The sequence below is a fragment of the Novosphingobium sp. BL-A-28-Hi1-0D genome (assembly GCF_055521755.1).
This window is the reverse complement of record NZ_CM145502.1, coordinates 3,651,552-3,668,414: the sequence shown is the minus strand read 5'-3', so window position 1 is coordinate 3,668,414 and position 16,863 is coordinate 3,651,552. Positions and strand designations below refer to the sequence as shown.

At 64.1% G+C, this 16,863-nt stretch carries 13 protein-coding genes; 11 read left to right on the top strand and 2 right to left on the bottom strand.

Features of this window, described 5'->3' with window-relative positions:
* Positions 1 to 3 precede the first annotated feature (3 nt).
* Positions 4 to 885, top strand: a complete 882-nt coding sequence (locus tag ACZ1JW_RS17585) for a lysostaphin resistance A-like protein (RefSeq protein ID WP_465141512.1) — start codon at positions 4 to 6, stop codon at positions 883 to 885.
* On the opposite strand, the gene ACZ1JW_RS17580 is transcribed toward ACZ1JW_RS17585, so the two are convergent.
* Positions 882 to 2,435, bottom strand: coding sequence for a cryptochrome/photolyase family protein (locus ACZ1JW_RS17580; protein WP_465141511.1), 1,554 nt, complete (start codon positions 2,433 to 2,435; stop codon positions 882 to 884). The two genes, ACZ1JW_RS17585 and ACZ1JW_RS17580, sit on opposite strands and share 4 nt — an antisense overlap.
* Positions 2,436 to 2,483: 48 nt before the next feature.
* Positions 2,484 to 4,649, bottom strand: coding sequence for a primosomal protein N' (locus ACZ1JW_RS17575; RefSeq protein ID WP_465141510.1), 2,166 nt, complete (start codon positions 4,647 to 4,649; stop codon positions 2,484 to 2,486).
* A 72-nt stretch (positions 4,650 to 4,721) separates the two neighbouring features.
* Between ACZ1JW_RS17575 and ACZ1JW_RS17570 the strand changes: the two genes are divergently transcribed.
* The 10 genes from ACZ1JW_RS17570 (at position 4,722) to ACZ1JW_RS17525 (ending at position 16,862) form a co-directional block, all read left to right on the top strand.
* Positions 4,722 to 5,405: a DUF4197 domain-containing protein gene (locus ACZ1JW_RS17570; protein ID WP_465141509.1), complete on the top strand. Its 684-nt coding sequence runs from the start codon at positions 4,722 to 4,724 to the stop codon at positions 5,403 to 5,405.
* Positions 5,406 to 5,478: 73 nt separating this feature from the next.
* Positions 5,479 to 6,132, top strand: coding sequence for a fructose-6-phosphate aldolase (fsa, locus tag ACZ1JW_RS17565; protein WP_465125468.1), 654 nt, complete (start codon positions 5,479 to 5,481; stop codon positions 6,130 to 6,132).
* Positions 6,133 to 6,159: 27 nt separating this feature from the next.
* Positions 6,160 to 7,977, top strand: a complete 1,818-nt coding sequence (cobT, locus tag ACZ1JW_RS17560) for a cobaltochelatase subunit CobT (protein ID WP_465141508.1) — start codon at positions 6,160 to 6,162, stop codon at positions 7,975 to 7,977.
* A 59-nt stretch (positions 7,978 to 8,036) separates the two neighbouring features.
* Complete coding sequence (locus ACZ1JW_RS17555; RefSeq protein ID WP_465141507.1) at positions 8,037 to 8,738, top strand: hypothetical protein; 702 nt, start codon at positions 8,037 to 8,039, stop codon at positions 8,736 to 8,738.
* Positions 8,728 to 9,297, top strand: a complete 570-nt coding sequence (locus ACZ1JW_RS17550; protein WP_465141506.1) for a hypothetical protein — start codon at positions 8,728 to 8,730, stop codon at positions 9,295 to 9,297. The genes ACZ1JW_RS17555 and ACZ1JW_RS17550 overlap by 11 nt, the downstream gene beginning before the upstream one ends.
* Positions 9,298 to 9,352: 55 nt before the next feature.
* A complete protein-coding gene (locus tag ACZ1JW_RS17545) occupies positions 9,353 to 10,024 on the top strand; it encodes a nitroreductase (protein ID WP_465141505.1) in 672 nt (223 codons plus the stop codon).
* An 11-nt stretch (positions 10,025 to 10,035) separates the two neighbouring features.
* Positions 10,036 to 10,707 (top strand): nitroreductase, encoded by a 672-nt coding sequence (locus tag ACZ1JW_RS17540; protein ID WP_465141504.1) that lies wholly within the window; start codon positions 10,036 to 10,038, stop codon positions 10,705 to 10,707.
* Positions 10,708 to 10,888: 181 nt separating this feature from the next.
* On the top strand, positions 10,889 to 14,056 hold the full coding sequence (locus tag ACZ1JW_RS17535; RefSeq protein ID WP_465141503.1) for a CHAT domain-containing protein: 3,168 nt from the start codon (positions 10,889 to 10,891) through the stop codon (positions 14,054 to 14,056).
* A 3-nt stretch (positions 14,057 to 14,059) separates the two neighbouring features.
* Positions 14,060 to 16,105, top strand: a complete 2,046-nt coding sequence (locus ACZ1JW_RS17530) for a CHASE2 domain-containing protein (RefSeq protein WP_465141502.1) — start codon at positions 14,060 to 14,062, stop codon at positions 16,103 to 16,105.
* Positions 16,092 to 16,862, top strand: coding sequence for a hypothetical protein (locus ACZ1JW_RS17525; RefSeq protein WP_465125476.1), 771 nt, complete (start codon positions 16,092 to 16,094; stop codon positions 16,860 to 16,862). Before ACZ1JW_RS17530 ends, ACZ1JW_RS17525 begins: the two co-directional genes overlap by 14 nt.
* Position 16,863 lies beyond the last annotated feature (1 nt).

Genomic DNA, 16,863 nt, shown 5'->3' with positions numbered 1-16,863 from the left:
GGCATGGACGATCTTCAGACGGCCGATCAGGCGCGAAGGCCGGGGCTATTGCGGCGGATCATTGCCTTTCCGCTGACGCTGATGATCGTCGAGTTCTTCGGGGTCGGCATTGCGGCCTCGGCGGCATCGTTCGCCCTGCACAAAGTCGTGACGCAGGGGACGCCGGGTTATTTTCTCGGCGGGTTGACCGTGGCTGTGCTCGCCATCCTTATCTATCTCGGCGCGCGGCGCTGGATCGAGCGGCGGGCCAACGACGAGCTGCCGCTGGCGCTGCTCGGGCGCGAGATTCCGCAGGGATTGCTGATCGGTGCAGGGCTTTTCACGCTCATGACCGGGATCGTCGCGTTGATGGGCGGGCTTGCGGTCGAGCGAGTGAATGGCATGGGGGCGCTCTGGGCGATGCTGGCGATGGCGGTGACTTCGGGGACGATCGAGGAGATCCTGTTCCGGGGCATCTTGCTGCGCCATATCGAAGCGATGCTGGGGACGTGGGCTGCGCTGGCGATCACCTCGGCGCTGTTTGGCGCGGCACATCTTGCCAACCCAGGGGCAAGCCTGTTCGCTGCCTTTGCCATTGCGATGGAGGCGGGCATCCTGCTGGGTGCGGCGTACCTTTGGAAACGCCGGTTGTGGATACCGATCGGCATCCATGCGGCTTGGAACTTCACGCAAGGGTGGGTGTTCGGCGTTCCGGTTTCGGGCGGCAAGGTGCCTGAGGGGCTGCTGGTGACCACGCGCAACGGACCGGATTGGCTGACTGGCGGCGCGTTCGGGCTTGAAGCCAGCGTGATCGCGATGCTGGTGGCGACCGGGGCAGGGCTGGTCCTGCTGGTGCGCGTGGTGCGGCAGGGCGGGATCAGGCCGCCGATGTGGGTGAAGCGCTAACGCGCCCAGCCTGGCTTGGCCGGTTCGAGGGTCTTCAGGAACGCGTCTGCGCTGTCGATGTATTCGGCGCGCTTGTCGTCGCTCATCCGCCGCCATGTGGCGTAAGGCTGGGCGAGGCGGTGGTAGCCTGACAGCTTCTTTTCGTTGCGGGCGAGGAAGTGCCAGTAGAGCGCGTTGAAGGGGCAGGCGTCGGGGCCGGTCTTCTGCTTCACCTTGTAAGTGCATGAGCCGCAGTAGTCGCTCATGCGGTCGATGTAGGCACCGCTGGCGGCGTAGGGCTTCGAGGCGAGGCGGCCCTTGTCGGCGTGGAGGACCATACCGGCGACGTTGGGCAGTTCGACCCATTCGAAGGCGTCGGCATAGACTGCGAGGTACCAGTCAGCGACGTCCTGCGGCCTGATCCCGGCGAGCAGCGCGAAGTTGCCGAGTACCATCAGGCGCTGGATGTGGTGGGCGTAGGCGTTGTCGCGGGTGGTGCGGACGCAATCGGCGAGGCAGCGCATCTTCGTTTCGCCGGTCCAGTAGAAGTCTGGCAGCGGGCGGTGTGCATCAAGACCGTTTGCCTCGGCCAAGCCGGGCATTTCGAGCCAGTACATGCCGCGGATATACTCGCGCCAACCGATGATCTGGCGGATGAAGCCTTCGACCGCCTCGATCGGCGCACGGCCTTCCCGCCATTCGGCTTCGGCGCAGCGGCACAGGTCGAGCGGATCGAGCAGGCCGATGTTGAGCGCGGGCGAGACGGCGGCGTGGAACAGGAAGTCCTCGCCTGCAACCATTGCGTCCTGATATTTGCCGAAGAGGGGCAGACGGTCGCGCAGGAAGGCGTCGCGGGCCACTTCGGCATCGGCGCGGGTGACGGGCCAGTTGAAGTTCTTCAGCGATCCGAAATGGTTGCCAAACCGGTTTGAGACGAGGTCGAGGACTTCGCGGGTCGTCTTATCGTGCGAGAAGGGTGGCAGCGCGGGCGGTTTGAGCCCGGCTTCGGGGCCGCCGCGGTTTTCGGCATCGAAGTTCCAGCGGCCGCCGACGGGCTTGTCGCCGTCCATCAGCAGCCCGGTCTTGCGGCGCATCTCGCGGTAGAACCACTCCATGCGCAATTCCTTGCGGCCTGCGGCCCACTCGTAGAAATCGGGCAGGGGGCAGACGAAGCGCGTGTCGGGCAGGATGCGCAGGCGAACGGGGAGATCGGTGCGCCATTGCTCCATCGCTTGGCGCACGCGCCATTCGCCGGGTTCGGTCACCTGCACGCCGCGCGGGGCATGTCGCTCGATGGCGCGCAGGACTTCGCCGGTAAAGCTACCAGTGTTTTTTGGATCGTCGAGGCGGATGTAGTCGACCGTCCACCCGGCTTCGCGCAGTTCTTCGGCGACGTGGCGCATGGCCGAGAGGATCAGGGCGATCTTGGCCTTGTGGTGGCGGACGTAAGTCGTCTCGTCGGCCACTTCCATCATCAGGACGATGGTGTCTTCGGGCTTGCGGTCGGCAAGGCTGGAGATCTGGGGCGAAAGCTGATCGCCGAGAATGGGGACAAGGACTGGGCCGTTCATCCGGTGGGAATGGCCGAGCGGCGGATTGGTTCAACCTGCCCGTTAGGGTCAGACGAAGCTGTAGGGGTCTATGTCCACAGCCACGCGCACGCCCGGCGGGAAGCGCAGTGGATCAAGCCACTCGCGGATCACGCGTTGCAGTTCGGTGGAGCGGCGGGCGTTGATCAGCAGGCGGTAGCGATAGCGCCCGCGCAGGAGAGAGAGCGGGGCAGGCGCGGGGCCGAGGATCAGCACGTCATCGAGGCGCGGAGCCGAGCCGCCGATGCCGCGTGCCGCATCGCGGGCTTCGGCCTCGTCCTCGCTCGATACGATGATTGCGGCCCACCGACCGAAGGGCGGTGCACCGGCATCGCGGCGGGCTTCGGCTTCGGCAGCGTAGAAGGCGTCACGGTCGCCGCTGGCGAGGGCTTCGATCACCGGGGCTTCGGGATGGCGGGTCTGGATCAGGACTTCGCCGGGCTTCTCGCCACGTCCGGCACGGCCTGCGACCTGTGCGACTTGCTGATAGGTCCGTTCGGCCGCGCGCAAGTCTCCGCCTTCAAGGCCCATGTCGGCATCGATCACGCCAACGAGGGTCAGTTCGGGGAAGTGGTAGCCCTTGGTGACAAGCTGGGTGCCGACAATCACGTCGATGGCCTTGTTGCTGGCCATCTCGACGAATTCTGCGGCCTTGGCGGGACTTGTCAGCGTGTCGGAGGTGACGAGTGCGACGCGGGCCTCGGGCAGGATTGCGGCGACTTCATCGGCGATACGCTCCACGCCGGGGCCGCAGGCGACGAGGCAATCGGGCTCGCTGCATTCGGGGCAGGCATCGGGCGTTGGCACCTCATGGCCGCAGTGATGGCAGGCAAGGCGGCGCGAGAGGCGGTGCTCGACCAGCCAGGCTGAGCAGTTGGGGCACTGGAAGCGGTAGCCGCAGGTGCGACACAGGGTCAGCGGTGCGTAGCCGCGCCGGTTGAGGAACAGCAGCGACTGTTCGCCCTTCTCAAGCCGGTCCTTCAGAGCCTTGACCAGCGGCGGGGCAATCCAGTGGTTGCGTTCGGGCTGCTCGGTACGGAGGTCGACGATCTGGATGTCAGGCATGGTCGCGCCACCGAAGCGGGCGGGGAGGATGACCCGTTCATAGCGACCGGCCTCGGCCATCTGCAGGCTTTCGAGCGCGGGGGTGGCGCTGGCGAGGATCACCGGCACTTTCTCGAAATGCGCGCGCATCACGGCAACGTCGCGGGCGTTGTAGCGCACGCCGTCGTCCTGCTTGAACGAGATCTCGTGGGCTTCGTCGACGACGATCAACCCGAGCTTGGCGAAGGGCAGGAACAGGGCGCTGCGTGCGCCGACGACGACTTGCGCGGTTCCTGCAGCGACGGCCCGCCAGGCGCGGCGGCGTTCGGAGGATTTGAGCGAGGAATGCCAGGTGACCGGACTGACGCCGAACCGCGCTTCGAAGCGCTTCAGAAAGGTTTCAGTGAGCGCGATTTCAGGGAGCAGGACGAGCACTTGCCCTCCCATTTCCAGCGCGGCGGCGATGGCCTCGAAATAGGTTTCAGTCTTGCCCGATCCGGTCACGCCATCGAGCAGGAAGGGCCGAAAGGCGTGCGCCCTTACCGCCGAAACGAACTTTGCCGCGACATCCGCCTGCTGGTCCGAAAGATCGGGTGCCGCAAAGGCGGGGTCTGCGGGGGGATAGGGGTGGTCTGAATCGACAATCACCGGTTCGAGGAGCCCGGCATTGACCATGCCACGCAGGACCGCATCGGATACCCCCGCAATCTCTGAGAGTTCGCGGATGGTGGCTTGCTGGTCGTGCAGCAGATCGAGCGCGATCAGCCGCTGCGGGGTGAGGCGGGCGGTTTCCTTGCCGGTCAGCCGGTATTCGGTGACCGTGCTGCCGCCCTGTAGCGCAGCATTGCTCGACAGCGCCATGCGCGCCACGGCGGCGAGGGGGGCGACGTAGTAGTCCGCCGTCCACTCGATCAGGCGGCGCAAGGGGGCAGGGAGCGGAGGGACCGGCAGGACCTGCAGCAGCGGGCGCAGCTTCGCGTCCGGAACTTCGGTTCCCGGAAGCCGTTCCGCTTCCCAGACAACGCCGATGATCTGCCGAGGTCCCAGTGGCGCAAGGACGACACTGCCTGGTTCCACCGTCATTTCGGCGGGCACGCGGTAATCGAGCGGACCGAGCGCTGAATTGAAGACAAGGCATCGGACGCGGTTCATGTTCGCCGGTCTATATGGGGGCGAAGCGCTGCGGGCAAAGCCCGCGTGGGCCAGAATTGAGGAGAACTACAGATGTCGCAAGGTTCCATGCTTGTCGCGCGCCGCACCATGCTTGGCGGCATGACGTCACTTGCAGTTCTGTCCGTCGCGGGTTGTGCGAGCTATCCTGCCTTCTCGCTCGAAGAGGCCGTCAGGCGTCTGCTGTTCCTTTCCACGGACCGGGCCTTTGCGCGATTGCTGGCTCCCGGCGGTTTCTGGGACGATCAGGTGACACGCCTTGCCTTGCCCGAGGCGATCGGCAATCGCGGTGGCGTTCTGGCACGGATACTGACCGGACCTATCGTCAAGGACCGGCTGCAGCGGGCGTTCAACGACATGGCCTATGACGCGGCCGAGCGCGCCGCGCCTGCTGTCACCGATGCTGTTCGCACGATCGGCATCCGTAACGCGTTGGCCCTTCTGCGCGGCAGCGATCCGATGGGGGCCACGGCGTTTCTGCATCAGGAAATGGGAACGAGTCTCGTCGAGATCATGGTGCCCGAATTCGGCGATGCAATCAGGGTGAGTCGTGAGCCTTTGGTTGGGCAGGTGCTTGCGGCGCTGACCGGTGTGGACGTGGGCGGCATTGCCAACTCGCTGGCCTATGAGGCGGACAACGCCATTTTCCGCGCCATCGGGCGCGAGGAGGCAGCGATTCGTGCTGATCCGCGCTCAACCAACGATCCGCTGCTGTTGGCAGCGTTTGGCATAAAGTGACGGACTGACATCGGCGCGCGGCTTGCCTATAGGCGGAGGGGAATCAATCGCTCCCCGCTTGGAAGGCTGCCCCATGAAGTTCTTCGTCGACACTGCCGACACCGCCGAGATTGCGGACCTTGCTGCCACTGGCCTGCTCGATGGCGTGACCACCAATCCCACGCTGATCGCGAAGGCGGGCAAGGACTTCATCGAAGTAACCCGTGAGATCTGCGGACTGGTCGACGGTCCGGTCTCTGCCGAAGTCGTTGCTCTCGATCACGAAACGATGATGCGTGAGGCTGAAGTACTGCGCAAGATCGCCGACAACGTCTGCATCAAGGTGCCACTGACCATCGACGGCCTAAAGACCTGCAAGGCGCTCACCGGCGACGGCACCAAGGTCAACGTCACGCTGTGCTTCTCGGCGAACCAGGCGCTGCTCGCGGCCAAGGCTGGCGCGACCTTCATCTCGCCCTTCGTCGGCCGCCATGACGACAACGGCTTCGATGGCATGGATCTGATCCGCGACATCCGCCTGATCTATGACAACTACGCGTTCGAGACCCAGATCCTCGTCGCCTCGATCCGCCACGGCGTGCACGTGCTGGAAAGCGCGCGCATCGGTGCCGACGTGATCACCGCGCCACCCGCCGTGATCAAGGGCCTGTTCAAACATGTCCTTACGGACAAGGGTATCGAAGGCTTCCTTGCCGACTGGGCGAAGACCGGCCAGAAGATCGTCTGAACCTTCTGAATCACAGGCACTTGCGCATTGGCTGACGAAACTCCCCTCGACCGTTTCCGTTCGGTGCTGACCGGCACCGCGCGGGCGATCTCGCTCGATCCGGAGGTCGAAGTGGCGTGGACGGCCGATGCGCCGGTCCAGTCCGGCCAGTCGATGCGCGTGCCGATGCCGGGGCGTTCGCTCCCCGCAGAGCAGGTGGCAGAGGCGCGGGGCCATGCCGATTCGATGGCTCTGCGGCTGCGGCACCACAACGCCGCGCTGCATGGCCGCAACGCACCTTCGGAAGCGCTGGCGCGGGCCTGCTACGATGCCGTCGAGCAGGTTCGGTATGAGGCGCTGGGCGCTAATGCCTATGCGGGCATGCGCGGAAACCTTGGCGCGGCGCTGGCGATGCGCATGGCGTCCGATCCGATTGCGCGCGCGGCAAAGCCCGAGGACGTGCCGCTGCCGACGGCGCTGGCGCTCCTCTTGCGTGAGAAGCTGACCGGGGAGACGTCTCCCGCTTCGACCGACACCGGCATGGCGATGGTGCGCAGCTGGATCGAGAGCAAGGTCGGTGGCGATGTCGAGGGTCTTGCGCTCTCGCTTGATGACCAGCGCGCTTTTCAGCAGATCGCGCTCGACATGCTCCAGCATCTCGACCTCACGCAGTCCGCTTCCGATCAGGAGGAGGACACGCAGGACGACGAGGGCGAGGAACAGGAAGACGAGGGCGAGGAAGAGCCCAGCAGCTCCGACGATCAGGAGCAGCAGCCCTCCGAAGTCGCGGGCGACACCAGCGAGGGCGACGAGGATTCGGAGTCCGAGCAGGAAGTCGAACAGGACGACGATGCCGCCGATTCCGACATGGCCGACGATGGCGAGGAGGGCATGCTGCCCACGCGCCCGAACCGGCCCTGGACCGACCTTCCGGAAAACTTCGACTATAAGAGCTTCACCACCCAGTTCGACGAGATCATCTCGGCCAGCGATCTGTGCGACGAGGAAGAGCTGACGCGGCTGCGCGCCTATCTCGACATGCAGCTCAAGGGCTTGCAGGGGGTGGTCACGCGTCTGGCCAACCGCTTGCAGCGCCGCCTGATGGCCCAGCAGAACCGTTCGTGGGACTTCGATCAGGAGGAAGGCCTGCTCGATGCCGCGCGCCTTGCCCGTGTGGTGATCTCGCCCGGCCATTCGCTGTCCTACAAGATCGAACGCGACGTCGAGTTCAAGGATACGATCGTCACGCTGCTGATCGACAATTCGGGTTCGATGCGCGGACGGCCGATCTCGATCGCGGCGATCAGTGCCGATATCCTTGCGCGTACGCTGGAGCGCTGCGGGGTCAAGACCGAGATCCTCGGCTTTACCACGCGCGCATGGAAGGGCGGGCAGAGCCGCGAGGCGTGGCTGGCGGGCGGCAAGCCTTCGCAGCCGGGCCGCCTCAATGACTTGCGCCATATCGTCTACAAGAAGGCTGATGAGCCTTGGCGCCGCGCCCGCAAGAACCTCGGCCTGATGATGCGCGAGGGTCTGCTCAAGGAAAACATCGACGGCGAAGCACTGCTCTGGGCCCACACCCGCCTGTTGGCACGCCCCGAAGACCGCCGCATCCTTATGGTCATTTCCGATGGCGCGCCGGTCGACGATTCGACTTTGTCCGTCAACAATGCAGGCTATCTCGAACAGCACCTGCGCAAGGTGATCGACTGGATCGAAAAGCAATCGCCGGTGCAGTTGGTGGCGATCGGCATCGGGCACGACGTCACGCGATACTATCGCCGGGCCGTCACGATCATGGATGCGGAGCAACTGGGCGGCACGATCATCGAACAGTTGGCGGATTTGTTCGAGGATGAAGCTTAGGCTTTATTTCCTTGCGCAATTGGCCTTGTCATCTTCCTGACAACGTTTAACGTCGGCTGATGAATTGGGGGCAGGGATCGACGTTGGCGGCGGCTTTGGCTGCGGCTGTGCCAAGTTTGGCTTGGCAAGAATCACATGCGCAGGACGCTGCAGCGGCCTCATCAGCGCAAACTCCATCCGCTCCAGCTGCCGCATCACCGCCTGCCCAGCAAGTTCCACTGGACGCTTGCGCATCCGCTCTGGCCGAAAAGCGCCAGGGAAACTGCATTCCAGCGCTGACACCGGTTCAGGTCGAACTTTCCGAACCGCTCAGCAGTCGAACCAGCATCACCGGACAAGCGTTCGCGTTTTCACTCGTTGCGCCGATCAGCGTCGGTGGCGTCGAAATGATCGCCGCCGGGACGAAAGGGCAAGGAGAAGTCGTCCATGCCAAGAAGACTGGCGTCGGCGTGGGCGGTGAACTGGTCCTTGCGGCTCGCTATCTGCAGGTTGGCGATCGGCGGTTGCGTTTGAGAAGCATGCATCTCAACGGCACAGGCCGCGATCAGCAAGGTCTTGCCTTTGCGGTAGGGGTGGCAGTCGGCTTTCCGGCACTCTTCGTACGCGGTAAGCACATTGACGTCCCAGCTGGTGCCTTCGCGGACGTCAAGACTGCCGAGGCATTCTGGATTGACAGCGCAACTGCTCCTGCAAGCAGTGCTGAAAGTGCCGCTGAGGCAAAAAAGATCACGACGAAAGAAGGGGTGCCTGATGTTCCGTAAGTTTGCAGTTTCCTTGGCTCTGGCCACATCAATGGTAGCGATTCCGGCTCTTGCAGCCGACAAGGCCGATGCTCCGGCAGCGCCGATCGCCATTCCCGCTCCACCGGCGGGCAAGGGTCAGATCGTGTTTTTCCGCCCTGGCGGCATGGGCTTTGCGGTCGGTTGCTCGGTGAATGAAAAGGGCCAGAAGGTCAGTTCGTTGGGCGCAGGCCGTTACTTCGTGATGGTCACCGAGCCGGGCCGCCATGAATTCACGGTAAAGAGCGAAGCAAAGGATGTGCTGGCTCTCGAGGTGGAAGCCGACGAAACGCAGTACGCGACCTGCCGCATCAAGATGGGCATCATGGTCGGCCGTCCTGACCTTGCACCCTCGACCGAGGGAGACTTCCGCAAGAACAACAAGTTGAAGCTTGTCGATGCTGATGACATGGGCCCGGGCGAAGGGGCACTGCGGCCTGACCAGCTTGCTGCTGCACTTGCCGCTTCGGCAGCACCTGCAGCGCCGGCTACGCCTGCCGAAGCAACAGCAGCGCCTGCGACTTCGGCTCCAACTAGCTGATCGGTTCGGTAATGCCGGGTTGACTGCCAAACTTTAACCGGGCAGTTAATCCGGCATGAGCACCATGACTGTCAGCGAAGCCGTCCTTTCCCGCCGTTCGATCCGGGTGTTCAAGCCCGATCCTGTGCCGCTCGAGGTTCTGCGGCGGGTCATGGACAAGGCGCGGTGGGCGCCTTCGGGGTGCAATTTCCAGCCTTGGGAAGCAACCATCGTGACCGGTGAACCGCTGGCCGAATTGCAGGCCAAGATGCTGGCCTCGCCGATGCAGGATCCGGCGGAATATTCATGGTCCGATCCCGAGGTCATCCCCGAATGCAAGGCGCGGCTGCAGCAGGTCGGCGCGGCGATGTACACTGCGATGGGCGTCGGCCGAAGCGACGGCGATGCTAGGGCCGACTTCGTTCGCAACAACGTGACCTCGTTTGGCGCACCTGCCGTGCTGCTGTGCTATTTCGACCGGCGCATGGGGCCGCCGCAGTGGTCGGACGTCGGCATGTGGCTGCAAACGATCATGCTGCTGCTGCGTGAGGAGGGGCTCGATTCCTGCCCGCAGGAGTTTCTCTCGATGTATGCGAAGCTGATCAAGGAGTTCATCGGCGTTTCGGATGAAACGCACATCTTCTTCTGCGGCATCGCCATCGGCTACCGCGTTGAGGACACTGCGGTGAACCAGTTCCCGCGCGAGCGGGTGGACATCGACGGCAACGTCCGTTTCCTCGGTTTCTGAAAGTCTTGGCAATGGACGTGACCGAAGCGGTTCTGTCGCGGCGGTCGGTTCGCCGTTTCCTGCCTGATCCAGTCCCGCGCGAGGTGCTGGAGCGCGTGTTGCACAAGGCGCAGCGTGCGCCATCGGGCGGCAATGTGCAGCCCTGGAACGCCAAGGTGCTAGCGGGAAAACCGTTGGCGAGGCTGGTCGCAGCCGTTGCCGAGGTCATCCCCCAAGGCCGGGTCGCACATTCACCGGAGTATGCGGTCTATCCGCCTGAGCTTGACGGCGCCTATGAAGCGCGGCGCTTTGGTGTGGGCGAGGCGATGTACGCGGCGCTCGGCATCGGGCGGGAGGACAATCGCGGGCGACTGGCGCAGTTCATGAGCAACTTCCGCGCCTTCGATGCCCCGGCCCTGATGCTGGTGCATACTCCCCGATACATGGGGCCGCCGCAGTGGTCGGACATCGGCATGTGGCTGCAGACCGTGATGTTGCTGCTGCGTGAGGAAGGTCTCGATTCCTGCGCGCAGGAGGCGTGGGCGGTCTACCAGAAGCAGGTCCGTGAATGTGTCAGCCTGCCGGAAGACCACGTGTTTTTCTGCGGCCTCGCCATCGGCTGGCGCGATCCGGCAGCACCTGTGAATCAGTTCGATGTGCCACGGGCATCGCTCGAGGACGTGGTATCCTTCGAAGGTTTCTGACGTCGGATTGATACAATTCGCTTGGCAGCGACGGGTGTATCGCTTGGCATCTGCGCAGCAACGCGCCTATGCTGTGCCAAACGGCACAAGAGTCCTCGGGTAACGCAAGATATTGGCTGCAATTGGCCATGGCTCCGAAGCGGACGTTTCGTCCGGCGGGGTCAGGCCGGGAGAGCATGTGATGCGTGACCGTCGGGCAGGACATTGGGCGAGGCTGGGAGCAGGTGCTGCGGCATTGGCCGTCATGCTGGGAACTGGTTGCGGCTCGGTCTCGGCCCGCGAGGAATCGCTCCTGCTCCGCGACAGTTTTCCGCTGGGCTCGGGCGGAAGCAAGGCGTTGTGCCAGGTCCAGTCCCGCACGACCGATCCCGCCAACCGCAGCCCGATGGATCGTACCTGGGCCATCGTCTGCCGCGATTCGGCTCTGCCTGTTGGCTATGTTTTCGCGCTGCGTCATGGGCTCGACGATGAACTGGCGCGGCTCGCGCAGCGGCGGCGCGACAAGGTTTCGTGCAATGCAAAGACCACGGCTTCGGTTGGTGGGCGGATGCGGCAGGACTGTCGCTGGAAGGACCCGGATCTTGCGTATGAAGTCGTCAGCGTAGCGCGTGGCAGCACGACTTTTGTGGTCGAAGGCTTTTCCGCCTACCATGGTGCGCTCGATCTCGCGCTGCGCTCGATCTATGCCGACCGCCTGCTCGATGAGCCGATCGAGGTGGCGACGACATCGGTGAACGATACCGAAGCCTATGCTCGCATCCAGGCGCTGACGCTCGATCCGGCAACCGCGCTCGCAGAGGGATACCGGCGCAACAACTCGGGCGACTATGCCGAAGCTGCCGCCTATTTCGAGACGCTGGATCAGCGGCAGGCGTCGACGGGCGATGTGCCGATCGACCGCGTTGAATTCCTCGTCAACGCGGGGCTTCAGCGGTCCAACCTCGGCCAGTTTTCCGAAGCGGACCGCCTGTTTACCGAGGCTGATGCCATGCCCGCAGGAAGCGGCGTGGTGGAGCGGTTGCGGCGCAACTACGAGGCGATCCACCTGCTGAACCAGGAGCGCTACGACAATGCACTTGAGCGTCTGGGCACGCCGTTGCGCCAGACCAGTGCGATGGGCGCAGACAGTCTGCGCGCGACGATGGAACTTACGCCGTCTGTCTCGCGCCGGATCAATGCATCTGACCTTACCGCCAATGCGATGGGGCTGGTCGATGATCTACGGCTGACCGACGACGAGCGGGCCACCATCCTCGACGCCCAGAGCCTGCAATTGCGCGGGACGGCGTTGCGTCTGCTCGGCCAGAGGGCGGAAGCCCGGTCAGCGCTCGAGCAGGCACAGGCCCGCGCGCTGGCCGTCCGAAACGGTCGCGTCGTGTCGATCGTGCGGATGCGCGCGCAATTGCTAACTGAACTGGCGACGCTGGCTGAGGAAGAGGGTCGATTGAGCGACGCGGAGGCATTGTTGCGCTCTGCCGTCGATATCGTTGGCGTTCAGTATCCCGAAACCCGAAGCATGGCGGCAGCGCAAGCGCGTCTTGCCGCCTATCTCGTCCGTCGTGGCCGACCGGCCGAAGCCGAGCCGCTCTATCGCGAAGTGGTTTCGCGCTCGGTCGAGCGGGAAAACGGGCTTTCCGGTCTGTCCCGTCAGATGGCGCCCTACTTCGACCTTCTCGCCTCGCGCATGGGTGCTGATTCGGCGACGAGCGATGCCTTCTTTCAGGCATCGCAAGTTCTGGTAAGGCCGGGCGTGGCGGAAACGCAGGCTGTATTGTCGCGCGAACTTTCGGGTGGAAGTGACGAGGCAGCAAGGCTTTTCCGTCAGTCGAACAGCCTGACGCGTGCTGTCGAGCGGGCGCGCATGACGTATGCGGCACTGCAGAGGCTTGACGATGCCGCCGCACGTACGGACGAGATAGCCGAAGCTGCAAAGCGCGTTGCCGATCTGGAGGCGCAGGAGCAGGCGACCGTTATCGACCTTGCCAACTATGCCCGCTATCGCGTTGTCACTCAGCGCGTAATTGGCCAGAAGGAGCTTCAGCAGGGGCTCGGCGCAGACGAGGTCTATGCCAAGATGGCGGTCCTCGGTCCCGATGTGTTCGTGTTCTTCGCGAGCAAGGACAAGGCGATTGGATACCGCGCGCCGATCACCTCGGGCGAACTGGAAAAGTCCGTGCAGGCCGTGCGGGATTCGATCTCTCGGTTTGATGGCAAGCAGTATGTGACGGGAACATTTGCCGCGAACGAGGCAGCGGGGCTCTACAGGGCGCTGTTCGGACCGGTTTCGGCGGAGCTTGGCGCAGCGCATCATCTGATTTTCGAGCCGGACGGCGCGATGCTGAAGCTGCCGGTCAACGTGCTGATCGCGGACGAAGCTTCTGCCAAAGCCTACCTCGCGCAGGCGGAAAGTCCCGCCGGCGATCCGTTCGATCTGCGCGGGGTGAAGTGGCTGGCGAAAGACAAGATTGTCTCGACTGCCGTTTCGGCGCGCTCCTTCATGGACGCCCGCAAGCAACCCGGTTCAAAGGCGCATGAGGCCTATCTGGGATTGGGGCGAAACGCTGCCGTCTCGGCCACGTCGGCGCTGGCGGCCGCGCGTGTGCGCGGTGCGGATGGCGAAGTGATGGCGGATTGCAGTTGGCCTCTAGCCACCTGGAACCGACCCATTTCCGAAGCCGAGTTGCTCAAGGCACGCATGCTGCTGTCCGGGCAGGGGACAGACCTCATGGTCGGACCTGCTTTCTCGGATACCGCGATCAAATCACGGGGGGATTTGAACAATTTCCGGATCCTGCATTTCGCCACGCATGGTCTGGTCACGCCGCCCCAGCCATCGTGCCCGGCGCGCCCTGCGCTGGTTACCTCGTTCGGGCCGCAAGGGTCGGACGGGTTGCTGAGCTTTTCCGAGATATTCGACCTGCGGCTTGATGCGGATATGGTCATCCTCTCTGCTTGCGATACGGCTGGGCAGGCTGACGTGGCGGCAACGCGCGACGCAGGTATCGTGACCGGGGGCGGCTCAGCGCTCGAGGGCCTTGTTCGCGCGTTCATCGGCGCGGGCAGCCGTTCCGTGCTCGCCAGCCATTGGCCCGCTCCCGATGATTTCGATGCGACGGCGCGCCTGATCAACGGTCTCTTTGCGGCGGCACCTGGTACGGCGACAGGCGAAGCGCTGCTCAAGGCGCAGGATGCGCTTATGACCGATGTGGATACGTCTCACCCCTATTACTGGGCCGGCTTTGCAATTATCGGTGACGCTGCGCGGCCGCTTGTTGCGCAAGGTGCGCGCATGGCCGCGGTGCAGGGGATAGCACCGGCGGCCATGAAGATGGTTCCGGGGGGAAACTGACGAATGGCACGTGAAGACCGCGCAGGCGAAGAGGGGCCGCGCGATATCGGGCGCACGGCAAGACGCAGTCTTTCGCAACTGGGCTGGCAGCGGTCGGTCGTAGCACTGGCGCTTTTGGCTTTCGCACTGTTCATAGCCTTCAACAGCTGGCACTTGCCGCTTCTGCGCGATGCCGAAGCCGGGCTCTATGACCTGCGCGCCGCCAACTTCGCGCCGCCAACCGATACCGACAAGCGCGTGACGCTGGTGGTCTATACTGCCGATACCAACCGTGCGACCGGCCAGATTTCGCCGGTCGACCGAACGATTCTGGCCAAGGCGCTGACCCAGATCGACCAGCTTGGCGCCAAGGGCATCGGCATCGACGTGCTGTTCGACAGCCCGCAGGACGATGACGATCTGCTGCGCGCCTCGCTCAAGGCCATGCGCACGCCGGTGTTCCTCGCCTTTGCCGACAATCGGACGAATCCCGAAGCGATTACATATGAACAGGAGCAGGACCTCAGAGCATTTCTGAAGAGTGCGGGCACCGACAAGGTCAAGCCTGCTTCGATCCTGCTCGAGACTGATGCGGATGGCGTGGCGCGTCGCTGGCCGCGGCAATATGCGGGATTGCCACCGCTGCTCTCGGTCGCGCTGACCAGCGGCAGCAGTGACGCCGATTCACGGTTTGCCAGCTACACCGGCCCGATCCGCTATCGTGTGCCGTCCGCGAGCGACCGTCCGGTGTTCGACAAGATACCGATTGACCTTGTCGCCGATCCCGAAACCGCGCCGCTGGTCGCCGATGCGATCAAGGGGCGTTACGTGCTGATCGGTGGCGACTTTTCGGACTTTGACCAGTTCGACACGCCGTTCACCCGCACCGGTAATCCGGTCACCGGAGAAACGCGGATGATCGGTGTCGAGGTGCACGCCTCGATGCTGGCGCAGTTGCTCGACAAGGCCTGGAAGGAACGGCCTGCAGTCTCGCTCAAGGTAATCGCGGCAGTGCTGGCCGTGGGGCTTGGGGCGGCAACGGCGCTCGCACAAGTGCGGACCTGGGTGCTGGTTCTATGCGTGGTAGCGCAGTTCGCGCTGTTTCTGGCGGTGCCTTTCGTGGTCGAGCGGGCGGGGTACGATACGCTCGATATGCCTGCCACGGGCTGGCTGATCGGCTGGCTCATCGCCTTCACCGCCATCAGTTCCGGGCTGCGAGCGATCAACGCCGCGCAACGCGAGTTCGCGCAAGGAGCGTTGGGCAAGTATCTGCCGCGTTCGGTCGCGGCCGAGATCATGCGCAACCCCGAGCGATTGTCCCTGCATGGCGAGAAGCGCGAGATATTCTGCCTGTTCAGCGATCTCGAAGGGTTCACCAAGCTCACTCACGCTGTTGAGCCTGAAATAATCGCGCGGCTGCTCAACGATTATCTCGACCGGCTGAGCGCCGTGGTGCTTCAGTATGGCGGCACGCTCGACAAGTTCGTTGGCGATGCCGTGGTGGCCTTCTGGGGCGCGCCAATTGCCTACCCCGATGACGGTGAGCGCGCGGTTAAGGCCGCATGGGCCATGTATCTGGCGGGCGAGGAATTCCGCAAGTCAGTGCCCGCAGGCGTGCCTAAAATCGGCCGGACCCGCGTCGGCGTACACTATGGTGAGGCTGTGGTCGGCAATTTCGGTGGCGAGGGGCGGATCCAGTATACCGCGCTGGGCGATGCGATGAACACGGCAGCGCGGCTGGAAGGGGCAAACAAGCCACTCGACACGCGCGTGCTGGTGAGCCGCGAGGCCGCGGAGCGGTCGGGGCTTGACTGGTTCCGGCCGATGGGCTCGGTCACCCTGCGGGGACGCAAGACGCCGGTCGAGGTGTTCGAACCAGTCCCCGATCTTGGCATCGCTGAACGGGCTCTTGCGGTAGAGGCCGTGAAGGCACATGCGCTGGGTGACATGGATCGTGTGAAAGCTCTCACAGACACAATCCTCGAATCGGCGCATGACGACGATGCGATGATCAACCTGATCCAGAGATTGCGACAGACGCACAAGGGAGAGAGTTATGTTCTTGGTTGATGGCAAGCAATTGCGCGCTCTTGCGGCGGGCGTGGCAGCCATTGCCGGGCTCGCGCTGGCGAGCGAAGCCATGGCGCAATCGGTGGTGGTCCGGTCGACCGGGCCGTCGTCGGCAACCTATCCGCAGGGCAAGAAGCTGCCGGCCGATGCGTCGGTGGTGCTCAAGGCTGGCGATCACGTTACCGTGCTCGACAAGGCGGGCACGCGGGTGCTGAATGGCCCGGGCACTTTTGCGCTCAACGGTTCTGTGAATCGCGATGCGCCCACAGGCGGGACGGCGCTGGCAGCGATGATGGCGCGTGGAGGTGCATCGCGAACCCGCACCGGGGCCGTGCGCGGCGCTCCGGCAGGACCAGTCGCCGCAGCGCCGAGCGGGCCGGAAAACGTCTGGTACATCGACGTAAGCAAGGGCGGAACCTACTGCATTGCCGATCCCGCAACGGTGGTACTGTGGCGGCCGGAAAAGACCGAGGAGGGCACCGGCAAACTGCTTTCGCAGGATGGCAGCATGGCGGAGGTGACCTGGCGCGCCGGTTCTGCGCTGAAGGTGTGGCCAGCAGCCAGCGTTCCGGTCGTGGATGGTCAGACTTACACCTTCAGCAATGCTGTCGCCATGCCCGTCAAGATCCGCACGATGGTCATGTCCAGCGTGCCATCCGATGAACTGGAAGTGGCGGGTGCGATGGCGGACAAGGGCTGCACGGCCCAACTCGATATGCTCGCGAACCTTGCTCAGACAACCCAAGCCGGAGGCTGAA